This is a genomic window from Candidatus Pelagibacter sp. PS_17, from assembly GCF_059417945.1.
In genome coordinates this window covers 441,972-457,188 of sequence record NZ_CM182073.1, presented here as the reverse complement: position 1 = coordinate 457,188, position 15,217 = coordinate 441,972, and the positions used below count along the sequence as shown (strand labels likewise).

General features: G+C 31.7%; 22 protein-coding genes. 4 read left to right on the top strand and 18 right to left on the bottom strand.

Going from position 1 to position 15,217, the window contains the following annotated elements; all coding sequences use genetic code 11:
- Positions 1-4: 4 nt before the first annotated feature.
- From AC5SML_RS02460 to AC5SML_RS02395, 14 genes are all read right to left on the bottom strand, one after another.
- Positions 5-1,597 (bottom strand): portal protein, encoded by a 1,593-nt coding sequence (locus tag AC5SML_RS02460; RefSeq protein WP_494617472.1) that lies wholly within the window; start codon positions 1,595-1,597, stop codon positions 5-7.
- Between the two features lie 2 nt (positions 1,598-1,599).
- Complete coding sequence (locus tag AC5SML_RS02455; RefSeq protein ID WP_494617471.1) at positions 1,600-1,833, bottom strand: hypothetical protein; 234 nt, start codon at positions 1,831-1,833, stop codon at positions 1,600-1,602.
- A 1-nt stretch (position 1,834) separates the two neighbouring features.
- The gene (locus AC5SML_RS02450) at positions 1,835-2,017 is read right to left on the bottom strand and encodes a hypothetical protein (protein ID WP_494617470.1); all 183 of its coding nucleotides are present in this window, start codon (positions 2,015-2,017) and stop codon (positions 1,835-1,837) included.
- A complete protein-coding gene (locus AC5SML_RS02445; protein ID WP_494617469.1) occupies positions 1,986-2,330 on the bottom strand; it encodes a DUF6378 domain-containing protein in 345 nt (114 codons plus the stop codon). Before AC5SML_RS02445 ends, AC5SML_RS02450 begins: the two co-directional genes overlap by 32 nt.
- Positions 2,287-3,156 carry a hypothetical protein gene (locus AC5SML_RS02440; protein WP_494617467.1) on the bottom strand — a complete coding sequence of 290 codons (870 nt, stop codon included), beginning with the start codon at positions 3,154-3,156 and terminating at the stop codon, positions 2,287-2,289. The genes AC5SML_RS02445 and AC5SML_RS02440 overlap by 44 nt, the downstream gene beginning before the upstream one ends.
- Positions 3,153-3,458, bottom strand: coding sequence for a hypothetical protein (locus AC5SML_RS02435; protein ID WP_494617466.1), 306 nt, complete (start codon positions 3,456-3,458; stop codon positions 3,153-3,155). The genes AC5SML_RS02440 and AC5SML_RS02435 overlap by 4 nt, the downstream gene beginning before the upstream one ends.
- Before the next feature lie 351 nt (positions 3,459-3,809).
- Positions 3,810-5,579: a DNA polymerase gene (locus tag AC5SML_RS02430; protein ID WP_494617465.1), complete on the bottom strand. Its 1,770-nt coding sequence runs from the start codon at positions 5,577-5,579 to the stop codon at positions 3,810-3,812.
- Positions 5,580-5,583: 4 nt separating this feature from the next.
- Positions 5,584-5,853 carry a hypothetical protein gene (locus tag AC5SML_RS02425; protein WP_494617463.1) on the bottom strand — a complete coding sequence of 90 codons (270 nt, stop codon included), beginning with the start codon at positions 5,851-5,853 and terminating at the stop codon, positions 5,584-5,586.
- Complete coding sequence (locus tag AC5SML_RS02420; RefSeq protein ID WP_494617462.1) at positions 5,846-7,444, bottom strand: DnaB-like helicase C-terminal domain-containing protein; 1,599 nt, start codon at positions 7,442-7,444, stop codon at positions 5,846-5,848. Before AC5SML_RS02420 ends, AC5SML_RS02425 begins: the two co-directional genes overlap by 8 nt.
- A complete protein-coding gene (locus tag AC5SML_RS02415; RefSeq protein ID WP_494617461.1) occupies positions 7,428-7,928 on the bottom strand; it encodes an N-acetylmuramoyl-L-alanine amidase in 501 nt (166 codons plus the stop codon). The genes AC5SML_RS02420 and AC5SML_RS02415 overlap by 17 nt, the downstream gene beginning before the upstream one ends.
- The gene (locus tag AC5SML_RS02410) at positions 7,909-8,301 is read right to left on the bottom strand and encodes an endodeoxyribonuclease (RefSeq protein ID WP_494617460.1); all 393 of its coding nucleotides are present in this window, start codon (positions 8,299-8,301) and stop codon (positions 7,909-7,911) included. The genes AC5SML_RS02415 and AC5SML_RS02410 overlap by 20 nt, the downstream gene beginning before the upstream one ends.
- A 22-nt stretch (positions 8,302-8,323) precedes the next feature.
- Positions 8,324-8,917 carry a DUF2815 domain-containing protein gene (locus AC5SML_RS02405; RefSeq protein ID WP_494617458.1) on the bottom strand — a complete coding sequence of 198 codons (594 nt, stop codon included), beginning with the start codon at positions 8,915-8,917 and terminating at the stop codon, positions 8,324-8,326.
- Between the two features lie 84 nt (positions 8,918-9,001).
- On the bottom strand, positions 9,002-10,672 hold the full coding sequence (locus tag AC5SML_RS02400) for a DNA-directed RNA polymerase (protein ID WP_494617457.1): 1,671 nt from the start codon (positions 10,670-10,672) through the stop codon (positions 9,002-9,004).
- Positions 10,641-11,621 carry a hypothetical protein gene (locus AC5SML_RS02395; RefSeq protein ID WP_494617456.1) on the bottom strand — a complete coding sequence of 327 codons (981 nt, stop codon included), beginning with the start codon at positions 11,619-11,621 and terminating at the stop codon, positions 10,641-10,643. The genes AC5SML_RS02400 and AC5SML_RS02395 overlap by 32 nt, the downstream gene beginning before the upstream one ends.
- A gap of 309 nt (positions 11,622-11,930) precedes the next feature.
- Between AC5SML_RS02395 and AC5SML_RS02390 the strand changes: the two genes are divergently transcribed.
- Together AC5SML_RS02390 and AC5SML_RS02385 are read left to right on the top strand one after the other, a co-directional pair.
- A complete protein-coding gene (locus AC5SML_RS02390) occupies positions 11,931-12,182 on the top strand; it encodes a DUF1289 domain-containing protein (protein WP_006997041.1) in 252 nt (83 codons plus the stop codon).
- Positions 12,175-12,345 carry a hypothetical protein gene (locus AC5SML_RS02385; protein WP_006997042.1) on the top strand — a complete coding sequence of 57 codons (171 nt, stop codon included), beginning with the start codon at positions 12,175-12,177 and terminating at the stop codon, positions 12,343-12,345. The genes AC5SML_RS02390 and AC5SML_RS02385 overlap by 8 nt, the downstream gene beginning before the upstream one ends.
- Positions 12,346-12,442: 97 nt before the next feature.
- Here AC5SML_RS02385 and AC5SML_RS02380 read toward each other — a convergent pair whose 3' ends face one another.
- Both AC5SML_RS02380 and AC5SML_RS02375 read right to left on the bottom strand, forming a co-directional pair.
- Positions 12,443-12,580: a hypothetical protein gene (locus AC5SML_RS02380; protein ID WP_196218403.1), complete on the bottom strand. Its 138-nt coding sequence runs from the start codon at positions 12,578-12,580 to the stop codon at positions 12,443-12,445.
- 19 nt (positions 12,581-12,599) lie between these two features.
- Complete coding sequence (locus AC5SML_RS02375) at positions 12,600-13,151, bottom strand: histidine phosphatase family protein (protein WP_006997044.1); 552 nt, start codon at positions 13,149-13,151, stop codon at positions 12,600-12,602.
- A gap of 2 nt (positions 13,152-13,153) precedes the next feature.
- Here AC5SML_RS02375 and AC5SML_RS02370 point away from each other — a divergent pair, with 2 nt between their 5' ends.
- A complete protein-coding gene (locus AC5SML_RS02370; RefSeq protein WP_006997045.1) occupies positions 13,154-13,828 on the top strand; it encodes a uracil-DNA glycosylase in 675 nt (224 codons plus the stop codon).
- On the opposite strand, the gene AC5SML_RS02365 is transcribed toward AC5SML_RS02370, so the two are convergent.
- Complete coding sequence (locus AC5SML_RS02365) at positions 13,821-14,246, bottom strand: YbgC/FadM family acyl-CoA thioesterase (RefSeq protein WP_006997046.1); 426 nt, start codon at positions 14,244-14,246, stop codon at positions 13,821-13,823. The genes AC5SML_RS02370 and AC5SML_RS02365 overlap by 8 nt on opposite strands.
- 57 nt (positions 14,247-14,303) lie before the next feature.
- Here AC5SML_RS02365 and AC5SML_RS02360 point away from each other — a divergent pair, with 57 nt between their 5' ends.
- Positions 14,304-14,441 (top strand): hypothetical protein, encoded by a 138-nt coding sequence (locus AC5SML_RS02360; RefSeq protein WP_006997047.1) that lies wholly within the window; start codon positions 14,304-14,306, stop codon positions 14,439-14,441.
- Positions 14,442-14,443: 2 nt separating this feature from the next.
- On the opposite strand, the gene AC5SML_RS02355 is transcribed toward AC5SML_RS02360, so the two are convergent.
- Positions 14,444-15,085 carry a DUF3047 domain-containing protein gene (locus tag AC5SML_RS02355; protein WP_006997048.1) on the bottom strand — a complete coding sequence of 214 codons (642 nt, stop codon included), beginning with the start codon at positions 15,083-15,085 and terminating at the stop codon, positions 14,444-14,446.
- Positions 15,086-15,217 lie beyond the last annotated feature (132 nt).

The window sequence follows — 15,217 nt, the reverse complement described above, 5'->3', positions numbered from 1 at the left end:
TTTTTTACTCCTCAGTTTCAATTTCACCATTCGCATTAACAGTAGCACCAGAGTTAGCTAAACTTTTTCCTGCTTCAATTGCTACTCTTGGGTCTGCTAACGCTTGATTAGCAAACTGTTGCTGTTGTTGTGCTTGGGCTTCTTGTTGGATTTGTTCTTGTGATTTGATTAGACCACCTGTGTCTATTCCATTTGCAACTGCAAATTTCTTAATCGCATCATCAAGGTTTATGTATTGGGCAAGTCTTTCTGCACCCAAAGTATTTGCAAGGTCAGACATAAATTGAAGCAATCTTAATCTATCTGAAGCCCTGCCTAATGCTTCCATTCCTACAATAATTTTAGTTTTAACTAATTCTTTTGGTAGGTTTGGAAGTAATTTCTGTTCCTTTAACATATTCAATTTAGTGTTTATGTAAGGAAGTTGAAATTCTGTTGTTAAAATTCCATATACACCGCCTAGTGCATCGTTTAATTCATTAGCTACTAATTGTACTTCTGTAGCTGTCACTCGTTCTGCCTGTCTTTGAACTGAAGCATTTAGTAGAAAAGCAAACTGTAATCGTTGCTCTATTCTACCCATCATTTCATAGCCAACTCTAAAGTCAGCAAACTTATTGGCCTGTAATACTGAAACATCTTGTGCATTACCCTCAATAATTGCACCATTAGGTGCTTTAGCTATGCTTGATGCTCTTGTTGAACCATTTGGTGAAATCATAAAAAGCATCTTAGAAGACGCACTACTGCCCTCTAAGATTGCTCTAGTCAAACCCTCTAAACTTCGTAAGTCTCCCTCAAAAGTTTCACAATGACCTCTCCCATAGTTCATACCATCTATTCTATTAAATCGAAGTGCGATGAATGGAAGTTTGTCTAAATCGTAATATTTTTCAAAAACTTTTTGTTTGCCACATTCTTGGTGAACGTAAAATCTTTTCTTTTCTCTATAAACACAAGTATATAAATTTAGTGTTTTGTTTTCGTCTGTAATTTTGTCTCCAATATTTCTTCTTAATTTTTCAGATAAGGTATTAGGAGATATTCCCTCTTTAATAATAATTTTTAAAATCTTTCCTTGTGGGTCTCTTTTAACTACATAATTATTTAATGGATATGTTCTCAATCCATCTTCTGACATTTTAAGTAATACATTACCTGAAACAATTAAATGTTTAAGTGCTTCGTAAACTGCTACTCTGTCATTATTACTTTCTATGCTGTCCATAACAGCTTTTTCAATTTTAGCTAACCCTTGTTCTATTGTAGCTTTTTGATTTGGGTCACCCTCAATTTGTTTGTAGACTAATTCATCAACATCTAATCTAAAGAATGGTGCTTGTGGTGGAAACAAAGCTAACATTAATTTACTAGCTAAGTTAGTGACACCTCTTGAACCTACACTTTGATATGGTGTTGGATATTCAGTTGCTTCATTAGCACCTGTTGGTGGATATAAATGTGGAATAGTTAATTTAGCTACTTCCCTTGCACGTTCCAAGTATTGTTCTCTGTCTCTTTCCATCTTTGTGTACTGACTTTCCACTAAAGATTTATCTAAAGCGACAGTAGATGTATCTAAATTATATTTTTCCATTATTAAGAAGTTGGAAAGTTAGTACCACTCTGACTTAATCCTGATGAAGTTAAAGGTATTCTTAAACTTCCTCTACCACGTCTTTTCTTCATAGCTGTATTTTGACTTACTGCTGAAGTAGATGATGCTTGTTTAGGTGCATCTTTAGTTGTAGTAGCATTTGTCACCATAGGTGGCGTTTCAGGAATAGGCTCAGGCTTAGGTGGGTCGATTCTCGGTCTAGAAAATGAACACATATTAGTCTGTCTCCTTTTGTAATTTATATTTTTCGATTAAGTGTTTAACGACTGACCTTTGTCCTGATTGATAAAATATTTCTTTATCATTCTGAGTTAGGTCAGCACATTTTTCTGGAAAAAGCGTATCCAAATAGTCGATTAGTTCTTCACTAAGAGTTGGTGTTTCTATCTTTTTTGGCATTGTTTTCTCCTAAAGTGGCACTTATTTCAGTTCGTTTCTCAGCAATCTCACCTGCAATTGCTGAGTACCCACAGGCATCTACATAATCATCAATGTTATGTTGACCTGCTTGTGTTCTAGCTATCTTCAATAATGCCATCATATTGGCGACATCTTCAGGAAGTAGCTGAATGTTTAGCTTTGTTTTGTTTTGAATAAAGCCTGACCAAAGCCTAGCAATGTTTTCGTGATTAGCTACTTTATCACCATGCTTATCTTCTCTGTCAGTACTAACTAGCTTTTTTGTCTGCTCTAGTATCTTTGTAGTGTTCATATCTATAACTCCATAGGTTAGGTTTACTTGTGCCAAAATCGTACTCATCTTTTCTAAGTATTCTGGCTAATCTTGCTTGATGGTATGCGTCTTCAAATGTTTGACCTGCACGTTCATATTCTCTAACGACAGCTTCCCACATTTCATCAACACCTTTTTTATCTAAAAGAACTCTTGATGCTTTTACTGCACCACAACCTTTCAAGCCTGAGTACCCATCACTTGCATCACCAACTAAACATTGTGTGAAGAAATTATAATTTGCTCTTTCTTCATCAACGTATTCCAATTGGTCATCACCTATAAAACAATGCCAAGATGGTATTGTTCTCATATCTTTATCGCCACTAATGATTACATTATTAGTTTTATAATGTTGCGTAGCTAGAATACCAATTACATCATCACCCTCTAAATTAGGTAAAGTATAAAAATTATAAGTTTGCTCTGCCCACTTTCTTAATGGTGCATAACAAATTGGTTTTCTAATTTTCTTACGATGTGATTTGTAAGTCTTATCAAATTCTTTTCTGAAATTATTTTTATCAGAAAATGCAATGATAACTTCTTTAGATTTTGTTTTGTCTTTATAATGATTAATAGTTTGTTGAAGTATAGTTTTACCTTTTCCTAAATCAGAATGTAAAGTCCATACGTCATCTCCCCAGTCAATAGGTTCTTCTAAACTAGAAGCAATCTTGTATATAACTAGGTCACCATCTACTATCATCACTTTGTTTGTGTTATCAAAAAAGTCATTCATATTTTTCATTCTTGCTTTATTTGCTGAATGAAGTTCAAAATGAGCTTCGTCTAACTGTGTCATAGCTTTATCTCCTTTAGTTTTAGTATGTTTGATTTTGGGATTACTGTTGAGTTCCCACCCTCATTTACTGTGCCATCATCATTGAAGTTAATGTCACCAACAAAAACAAATTTATTTTTAGATGAATGGATTAACCAACCCATCGTTATACAAATTGCTGTCTTTGATTTTTTTATTTGTTGAAGTGGCGACCAACTGCTATCGCTAATTATGTCACTCCACCAACACTTATAAAATTTATATGGAAAGTCATTTTCATCTATGTCTGGTAAGATGAGTTTATTTTTTAATAACTTCTTCATATTAATAAATTTAGTAAATCTTCTTTTGGAATGATGTGACCTCTTGAAGTCCATCTATCTCCACCTGCCTTAACTGGATAAGACTTCATTAATTTTTTGAGAATTTTTGTAGGCACTAATACCCACGTTTGGTCTTTACGTTTTTCGACCCATAAACAAATAGCGTAATACTTAGATTTAGTAGTATGTATACCTGATGGTTTTCCTCTACTTTCTATCTCTATATAAACATTGCCTGTCTTCTGACATAACCTGTCAGTCTTACATTCGACTTTACCCTCTACTGCTTCTTGAAATTCGTTTTCGTATTTCTCGCCAAATTTTAAATCTTTGTCGAAGTCAGGTTTCGCTTTAGTGAGTGTCAGACCAATTTACGCCAACTTTGATTTCACCATCTAACTGTGTTCTAAAATCAAAGAAGTCCTGTGTTTTCTTAAATATTGATTGTGCTATTGTTTTAAATTCTTCTAGTCTTTCTTTCTTAACTATGAACTGCATTTCATCATGGATATGTAAAACCATTGCATAGTCTTCTTTCCATTTAAAACCTGCTTTATGTAATTCTTCATTAAGAATGATTGTTCCCTGCTTTACCAATAAAGCCCCACAAGATTGAATCAAAGTATTAAGCGAACTGAACTCTGCTCTACAAATTAATCTTCTGCCATCAATTCCATTTAGATAACCTACGTTTCTAAATTTATGTTTTACTGCATCTATTAATGTAGCAAGTGCAGGTAAACTTTTGGTAAATCTTTGTCTTACTCTTTTGGCTTCTTCGTGAGTGACATTAAGTATTTCACCGAGCTTCTTATCTCCGCAACCATAAATGAAAGCATATATAAAAGTTTTAGCTTTAGCACGAGTGGAAAGTCCTGTAGCTTTTTGATTGGCGGTATGAATATCATCTTCAAGAAGTGTCTTCGAAAAATTCCCATTGTCATAATTATGCAAATAATGCCCCAACACACGCAACTCCAAACCAGAAAAATCAATACCACACATAACCATATCGGTAGGAGAATAAAATAAGGAACGAAATTCTTTACCATACTCCGAACTACTCGAAACACATTGTGCCAGATTTGGTGAGTGATGAGTACATCTGCCTGTGACCGCACCATTTGTAATAACCTTTCCATAAATTTTTCCTTTGTTGTTTAATTTTAAATATGCTTGTTGACCATCGCTTAACTGACCTAATCTTTTCTGTACCATCAAGTACTGTGAAATAAGTTTAGCTTCAGGATAAGGAAGTGAATTAAGAATTTTTTCGTTTACCTCTGGAACACCAGTAGGTGTGAAAGTCTTTGGCTTCCAATTTAAAACTTTAATTAATCTATCTGCTATATGTTGTCTTGAACTTGGATTAAATAATTCAGTTTTATAAATAGGTACAGGTACACCTGCTTTAATACCTTTTTTTCTATTGTCTCTTTTGTAAACTTTCTCTCCACAAAACTTTTCCCAAGCAGGAAAAGCTAGAGCAAGTTTGTCTTCCAACTCTAGTTTCCGCTTGGTTAGGATAGTATGTAGCGACTGAGCAGTCGTCTCATCAAAGTACACACCATGCTGTTCTTGTTTGATTATCCAATGTGCAAACTTATGCTCTAGTTCTATTGCATTATTAGAATAGTTTTCTTTGATTATTTTATCATAAAGTAGATGTGTGACTTCTACATCTCTTTCACAATACTCAAACATATCCTGATTAAATTCAGTAAAGTCTGAGTGTTCTTGATAATCACCTTTTCTTAAACCTAATCTATAACCCCAAGATTCTAAGGAATGTCTTCCATATAATTTTGCAGGTAATTCTTTATATTTATAATCGTGGTCTAAAAGATTAGTCCATATTAACCTACTCATTAACAAGGTATCGAATACCTTTTCTTTATAAGTAAATCCTAAGACTTTCTTAATTACTGGAATATCAAAACCTAAAACATTATGTCCAATAATTGCTTTAGCTTTCTTTAATAGGTCTAGGCAATCAGTTAAGTTATTAGGATTATATCTGTAGACTTCGTGTGTCTCTATATCCTTACAAACTATACAATGAATGACTAAGTTATCTTTATCTAGAAACCCATTGGTTTCTAAGTCTAGTACGATGTTCATAATATTAATGTATTAAATGTATTTTGATTTTCTCTACGCTTGGTAGGTATTCTGATACTGAAGCAATAGATTTTTGAATTACTTTAAATGCTTCAACATCACCACACATTATAACTGGAAAAACATTTTCATATTTTATTGCGTTATAAATTGCAGTCATAATAGTTTTACAAGTTTCGAAAACTATTGTTTGTTGTTCTTGTGTTAAAGAGAGGTAGTCTTCTTTTTCAATTAGAAATGAAAGAATGAACTTCGTAAGAAGTTTATCATTCATCAAAAGTTCCCTCTGTTAATCTTCCTGTCTCTTTGTTGTAAATTAAATTACAAGCAATCCCTGTATCACCTGAGTACCTATTCTTCAGCACTCTAACTTTCATAACATTGTTTTGAATTTCATCTTGTTGGTCACGTTCAAAGGCCACTACTGCGTCTGCTAAACTAGCAAGACTTGAACTTCCCCTCAGTTGAGAAAGTGAAACTTGTGAACCCTCCTCGTGTCCTTTACCCTCTGGTCTTTTTAAATGTGAAACAAGAAATAAAGCACAACCTAATTCTTCAACTAATTTTCTTAGTTGTGTCATTGTGTTATCTATTAATCTTCTTTCATCACCCTCACCTATTCCTGAAACTACAATTGAAATATGGTCTAATATAATTGTCTTACAATCTAATGACTGAACCATATATCTAATTCTGTTCATTAAGTCTTCGGTATCAGAACTTCCAAAGTGGTCGTAAAAGCAAATATAATTTTTTACTTTATCAAACTCCTCTAAAATTTTTTCTTCAGAAATCTTTTCTCTTACATCTGGTAAATGTATTAATTTATTTAATCCTACAGAAACAATTCCTCTGATACTTCTTTTAACGCTTTCTTCTAAAGCTATGTATCCAACCTTTTGTTTCTTACTAATTAAATGATGTGTAATTTCTCTACAAACTTGTGACTTACCTATTCCTGTACCTGCGGTAAGTAAGACAAGTTCACCTTGCCTTATCCCACCGAGTTTATTATTAAATCCATTCCATTGATATGGAACAGTCTCAACAAAGTCGTCTTTAAGTAATAGTTCTTTTGTATCAGAACCCTCAATAATTCCCTGTGGTGTGTAGCTTTTAGCTTCCCACATAGCACTAATGATTTGTTCACCTCTACCTGATTGTAATAATTCGCTTGGGTCTTTTGCAGGTAGTGTTGCTATCTTAACTTTTTTTACTGGAAGAATACTTGCACATTCGATGACAGCTTGTTTCCCTGCTTCATCTTCATCGTACATCAAAATAATACTGCTAAATTTTGAAATCCAACTAAGTTCTTTTTTAATATATTTTTTTGCTGAAGTAGCACCTGATGGTACTGAGACTACAGGATATTTATTACCCTGTACTTTACTTACACTAAGTGCATCTAATTCACCCTCAGTAATTATTAGCTTTGATTTGTCTCCACCATCTCTCCAAAGGTTTTGACCAAACAAAGTTATCTTGTCTGTATCACCAAGCCATGTAAATTTTTTATCTTGAAATCTTAATTTCTGTGCAACGATATTATAATCTTTGTCATAGTAGTTAGCTATATGAACAGGTTGTCCATTGTATTCGCCAGTCTGATAATTAAACTTCTTACAAGTTTCGCTATCTATTTTTCTACTTGGTAATGCTTCTACTATTCCATCAATCATATTTTTAAATTCTTTTGGTTTTATATATTCAGGTAATTCTCCATTTAATGTTTTGTACTGTCGGCAACCGAAACAATATGTGTGATGTAGTTCATCGTTTTCATCGACAAAAACACCAAGATTGTCTCGGCTACCACAGTTCTCACAAGGACTATGATGGAGAAACTTATTCGTCTTGGTCATCTTCCAATTCCGCTAAATCAGCTTCATCAGTCAAACCATCTTGAAATTTGTAATTAGGTATATCTTCGTGAAGTAAGTATTCTCTTACATTCATATTTGGACAAGTCTTACTTTCGTCTAACTCATAGTGTCCAACAATTCTTGCTTCAGGATATTTAGCAACAAGTTCACCTAAAACTTTATATAAACTTTCATACTGTTCTGCTGTGAAGTTATTGTCTGGTTGTTTCCAATCTTCTTCTTTAGCACCACCTATTAAACAAAGTCCATAAGCTGTGTGATTGTATCCCTTAACATGAGCCTGTACTGCATCATCTTCTCTACCTTGTTCAACAGTTCCATCTCTTTTAATAACTTTACCATAACCAATTTTAGTCCACCCAAATTCTCTATGTACTCTATCAATCTCTTTCGCACCCCACTTTTGTGATGGTCTCGTTTGAGAACAATGAATAACTATGTATTTAGTTTCTTGTCTTGCCATTTTGTTTTTCCTTAATTTCTTTGAGCCATTCTTTTGGGAATGTTTGTTGTGTTGAATAAATACAATGATAAGGAAAGTTATTAAGTTCACACCACTTGCCATAAGTAGTTAAACTTTTCTTTCCTATCTTTGTCTTTGCATTTGAAAAAATAAACCTAATATCTAATTCAGGATTTTGCTTCTTCACTAGCTTCATCTTCTTCCTATCGGCACTATTAAAAGCACCTTTAGTTTCTATGATAAATGAACCCTTGATTGGAAAATCAGGTCTATATGTTTTCTTAATTGCAGGTTGGAAGTAAGTGACTTTTAAACTTTCATATTTAAAAACACATTTAGCATTAGTTAAATAATGATAAACAACTTCTTCCAATCCTGATTTTAGAATAACGTCTTTAGAAATCTGTACTCGTTTGAACTTCTGTCTGTGGTACATTATTCATCTCCTCTGGTGACGTTGTATTTTCGTAGCCATCTTCTTTAGCAAATAAATCCATTTGCTTACCCTCGACTAACTCTATGATTTGAACTGCTTTTAATTGTGCTGTCACTCCTGCACCTAACGCAGGTGAGTAATAACTTCTTAACACATAAGCTATCTTCATCTTAGAGCCACCCCAGATATTACAAGATGATGGATTGAGAGGATTTTTCTTAGCATCGAATAACGCAGGTCTTTGACTAAATGGTTCTTTAGTCTTCCTGTTTATTCCAGTAGCTTTCATTTTATATTTGAAAACTGCAAAGCCATCTTCAACTGAATATGGTTTAGGTGCTAACTTCACCTTTTTACCATTTAGTTTTTGTTCAGCTTCAGAAATACTACTTTGTATAGCTTTCTCATATAAAGCAATCATACCTTTAGCTTTATCTTCAGGTACTTTTAGGTTTACTTTGTATTCACCATTTTCGTTAAACTTAACGTCAGGTCTATTTAAGTGTGGATAAATAGCTTCACCCAGTTCACTTATGTTTGTGGCATCATTCATTTATAACCTCCTATGGTTTATTGTTTGGTTAGCCATAGGTGGCACTTAATCAACACAGGTGTCGATGACTGAAGTTTAAAAAAACTACACACAAAAAAATACAGACTTTTTTACTAGGTCTAAATCAAGGTTTCCTTTTGCAGGTATAGGTGGAAACTTTTTCTGATTTTTTTCAGATAACATTTGTTTCATTTCCATTGCCCAATTTGCTAATACATCTTTGCTATAGATTTCACAAAATGCTTCACGCAATGCTAAAGACATTTTATCTGCATCAGGTGCAAGTACACCAAAGCTGTCATGTATTAAACTGAAGTTATCTATTCCACGTTCAGAACCTTTAACTACTGATAAACTTAATACAGAACTATCAAGTTGATGAATAAGATTTGGACATATAGATTGTTGTACTTTACGTCTATCTATTTCATCAGTCTCACTACTTACAGAAAGTTTAATTATACTGTCACCCATTTTAGTCTTAACTCTTTTACTTTCTTTTTTATAAGAACTCATAAAGATTGGTAAACCTAATGGTGAAGTCCAAGCTACAGGTAAGTTTTCATTAGCAACTAATTTAGCTACATCTTTTAAAAACTTCATAATATCTTTAGCACCAACAATTACATCATTAATACTTTTCCAAACTATAGCTGTTAACCAATGAGTAGACTTAAATAAATCATCACCAAACTCATGTTGTTTATTACGTTCAACTAATTCTTTTTCAACATGGTCTTGTATGTATTGCCTACAGGAATATTGAGTTAAACTATAAGGTAAACACATGACAGGTTTCTTACATATCTTTCTGTCTATTCCATAATCTAACCATTTCTTAGCTAGTGGGTCTGAACTTTCTTTAAGTCTTTCAATAACTTTTTCAGCAACAATACCATAGACATCATTAGGTTTATTAGATGGTACAAGATTAGTTGCTTTACCACCTACTTCATCTCTCATCATTGCTGAGTAATGTTGTAGGCCAGAATTAGAGCAATCAGAATGTATTGGTAATGTAGTTATAAACTTTGGGTCAAAATCTGTATTAGCAAAATCTCTATACTCAATGCACCATGCTAAGAAACTAAATGGTTTATCAGCTTCACACCAAAAGGTATCAGTCAATGGATTGTTAGCAGTACTAATTATTTTATCTGCATTATCAATTACCCATTGTCTTCTTATAGCTAATTCTTCTTTATCAGTTTCACCAAATAAACCTGCACCTGCTACAGCAAAATTATTAAATGCTTCTTCAGTTGCCATTGGTTTACCAAACTTAAATTTAAGTAATGCTCTTGCATAGTCAGCACTTTGTGGTGAGAGCATAGGACTTTTAGGATATATCCTACCTCTAAAGTCTAATTGATAAGGATACCAGAAACCAATATCTAAAAATAATTTAGCTTCTTCTTGTATCTGTCTTACCTGAATAAATTTAGATTTGGCCTTTGCTCTTTCCTTGTAGACATTTGATGCTTCTCTTTTCCATTTAGTCTTAGCTTCTTTGTTTGTAGCTATATCAAATGGTTTAGGCGGAAGTGGTATATCTTCAGGATTAATTGGTAGTTTACCAAGAGCAAAACTATTTTTTACACAAGCATCTAATACATCGAATACAGGTCTATTTATAACCCATTCAGTTCTCTGCATTATATTGACTGCATTGCTAACTACAGGAAACTCATGCCACCTGTTGTTAAGTTCTTCTAAATATCTTTTATTGCTTTGCTTTATGAAATTGTAGTGCATTTGCTATCTCCTCTGGGTTATTTTCTTTGTTAAATCTTTTGCCATAGTATCCGCCTGTAAATGGTGACGACCAATCTCTTGGTGGTGCGACCATCATTAAAAACTTGGGAAACAATAGTTCGTTCTTGATGTTGAAGTTCCTAATTTCTTCTATGATTTTAGGTGTAGCTTCTACATAGGTAATAGTCTTATCTTTCCTATGCTTTCTATTTTGATGTTTAACTAATCCTAGTTTCTCTAAGTAGCTAATCATCTTTACACCTAAGTGTAGCTTTTCAACATTAGTCCAATCATCAAATCTAAGGTCATTTTTATTCATCATATAAGTCCAAACTCTAGATTTATATTGATACCTATTTGCGTTTTGTGGAATGTTTTTACCTGCAAGTTTCCTAGCAGTTTTATTGTAGCTTTCTTTGTTCTGCTCTTTGAATTGAGTAATCCTTGCTTCCTGCATTAATCCAGTAGCAATTTGAATAGATAGTTTATTAATAGTTATTTCATCAGAAATACCATCAATTACATTCTTCAATATAATCAATGAACAAGTATCCCATATACTAGGTCTGTTATCTAAAAAGACACCCTTATCAAAAGCTGTAGATGGAAGACATTGACATATAATTTTAAGTGCAGTTTGGTGATTTCCTGCTTTACCAGAAGACATCAACCTGACATCTTCATTAATCATATCTGATACATCAGTTATGTATTTCTGCTGTAATACTAGGCCATATAAAGTCGTACTTTCCTGACCTTTAGCTTTTGCATCTACAACAGTCTTATTATACCTATTTGAACCACCTCTAAGCATAGCTTCTTCATGCTCTAGTTCTTCTTGTATAACTTTAATGTAATTAGCCTTATCTTTGTATTTACCACCTACTCCAACTTTGACTAATTCTTCTAATTGTAGCTGTAGTGGTGTCTTGTGAGTTTCTGCGGACATTGTGAGAACATCTCCTTATTTGATACCAACACAGGTGTGCGTCTACGAGTGGTTTTTGTAAATCGTCTACAAGACCACCACACAAGTGTTGATGAAGTTAATTTAAGAAAACACCTAGTGCTTAAAGAATAATTTGCACAAGTGTTGTTGAGATGAAAAGTGTGGTTCTTCCTAAGACCAGCGCGTCTACCAATTCCGCCATTCGCCCACAATTCTTGTGGCTTTATATAGGATAGTTTCTATTTGTCCAATGACAATAATAATGAAATATATTAATAATCAATTATATTTACTAGTAATTTAAAAAAAATGATTATTTCTCCATGTATAAGTATATGTAAAACAGATCCTCAAACAGGATATTGTTATGGATGTGCAAGAAATAATGAGGAAAAAAAAATGTGGAAAATGCAAGAAACTACAGAAGAATGGAAAAAATCAAACTTAACAATCATTCAAGCACGTCTGAGTGGCTGGCAATTAGAGAGTTTTAAAGAATCTTATGGTCATAAGATTGAAAATGGAATTTCACTTTATAAAAAGAATTTAAATAATGAGTAAATCTACTTTAGCTATATTAATTTATGTTGCGGGGTTAATCTTTGGAGCGTTGGTTTTAAATATATGGAGTGCAGAAACTGGACCCAAAGCTTTTATAGGGATAATTTGGACAGCAATTTTATTAATTGCACTTTTTTATGCTGACAAGCATGAAAAAAAATAAATATAAAAACATTAATTAAGATTAAAACAGTAATAAATAGAGAGACAGGTATCTCCAAAATTTAAAAATTAATAAGTGGGAGTTTTTATAAAAAAAATTAAGTTTTTTTATTTTTCTTATTAACTTTACTTGTAAAATTTATTTTTTTTGAACCAAATCTGCTATTAGTTATATTACTTCTATGTTTAGCGTAGGCTTGCTTTTGTGCTAACTTCATTGCTTTTTTTGATGACATTTTAAATAGTTTATATTTTTTAAAAATTTTGTCGAGCAAGAACATCAAAATTTTTATCTGAAATGATTATCTCTCCAGAAGAAGGTGAAATATTTAGTACTTCTTGAATTGTTACATAATGTGTAACTAACACCAAATTGTTATCACCGTTCCATTCGTTAATATATTTTTTTAAATCATAAATTTGTTTATTTTTATTACTTGCAAATTTTGCACTGAAAAATGAATTTAAAAAACTTTTTGTTTCATATTTATCAAAAGCATGTTGAGCTGTTTGTTTGCACCTACACCACTCACTTGATAACACCTTATCAATTTTAATATTATTTTCTGAAAAAAACTTCCCAATGTTTTTAGATTGTTCAATACCCTCTATACTTAAATTTCGTTGAGTTTCACATTTTAATATATCAAAATCTAACGGATCACCTCCACCTGGTGCAATTGCATGTCTTATAAATATTAATTTTTTACCTTCTTTTAACAAACTTTGTATTTCATCATTTGAATTTGCTTTTACTGAAATATTGAAAGATAAAAGTATTAATAAAAAAAATTTTATAAATTTCATATATGAGTATAAAATTCAAAAAATTAAATAATTCAATAGTTAAATGTAAAAGTTGTCCTAGGTTAATTGCATTTAGTAAAAAAATTTCTATAGAAAAAAGAAAACAAAATATGAAAGATACTTATTGGGCTAAACCAGTTACGGGATTTGGTGATATTAAAGCTAAATTATTAATTGTAGGTCTGGCGCCTGCAGCTCACGGAGGTACTAGGACAGGCAGAGCGTTCACTGGAGATAAATCTGGAGATTTTCTATTTAACTGTTTATTTAAAGCTAACATATCGAATATATCAACTTCTAAGCATATTGATGATGGTTTAAAATTAAATAAAACCTATATTACAAATATTCTTAAATGTGTCCCTCCAGAAGATAAACCTTTAAAAAATGAATTATCCAACTGTTCAACATTTTTTAAAAATGAATTGACCTTATTAAAAAATTTAAAAGTTATTATAGCATTAGGCAAAGTTTCATTTGATAATTGTATAGAATTTTATAAAAAAAATTATCATTTTGATAAAAAATTAATCTTCATTCACGGTGTAAAATATTTATTACCTGATAATAAAATTCTAATTCCTAGTTATCACCCTAGTCCAAGAAATGTTAATAGAAAAATAATTAATACACAAAAAATGGTAAGCTTGTTAAAGAAGGCTAAGAAAATTATTTAATTTTTATACTATCGCAAAAATAAGGTTTAAAAACTTTAAAAATGTCCTCTGGAACTTTTATAGGTTTTCCATTTTTATCTACAAAAACTAAATGTACTTTTGCCTCAACAATTAATTCGTCATCTCTAGAAATAAATTGTGACATAAAAAAAGAAGTCTTTGTAATAGATTTAACAAAGGATCTAATTTTTAACTCATCTTCAAGATAGGAGGGTTTTTTGTACTCAATGTTACAAGATTTAACAACAATTAAAGCTCCATAATCTTCTTTAATTTTTTTATTATTAAATCCGATTGTAAACAATGCTTCTGTTCTTGCTCTTTCAAGAAACCTCAAATAGTTCGCATAATAAACAACACCACCAGCATCAGTGTCTTCATAATAAACCTTTATATTGTGAAAAAAATTTTCGTGCATGAATTTATACTATCAAAAATAAATATTTTTAGCATCAAACTAAGATATAATATAACAATGAAAGTTTATATTATTTGGCTTTTAGGTGTAATTGCTTGGAATTATTTGGTCCCTAATGCTGCACCCATTGAAGATGTAATTGTTGCAGTACTTTTATCTTTTTTAAGTATTGGTCTTAAAAAAGTATTTAAATAATCTTATTCAGCTGAAAAATAAATATCTTGATAATAAGAGATAGCTTTTAATTTCGAATTATCAGTGTCAGTCATTATAGCTATACCTGAAATTTCTGTAACATCAATTTCATGAAGTTTCTTAAAATCTTTTTGCACATTTGCTTTAACAGTAACCCATGTATTTTTGTTATTTTTTGTAGTTGAGAGAACATAATCAATAGATTTTTTTGTATATGGACTTGGCCAATATTTTCCAACATCATTATTACTTGAAAAAACATAATTAATTGCCCTGTTAGATAATGGTGTAGAACCTGTTTTTTTTATTACAAAAACTCTAGCAGCATAATCGTGCCCTTTTTTACTATTTTCAATAATTCCAGATAAATCTTTCTCAACTTTCCATGTAATATTAATAATAGGAGTTTTATTAAGATCAATTCTAATTTCTTTTCCCAAGCCTGACCCAACACCTTCAGCCTCTGCTCTTATAAAGTTACCATTTTCGTTAGACCCAACAGCCCAGCTGGTCTCTCCTTTAACTTTTTTAACTTTTAATGTATTTAGCTCATCGTTAGTAAAATCAAAAACATAAACATTTTCAGCTAACAAAGGTTTTGTTATTAAAAATAAATATCCTAATAATATTAAAAAAAATTTCATCAGTCTGAGGGTATATCTAAATTTAATTTTAAAACAATATTTGAACACACTTTAAGCATTAAATTATCAATATTGGATACTATATAAATAGAATGAAATTAATTTCTATATTTGTTTTATTAATATATTGGT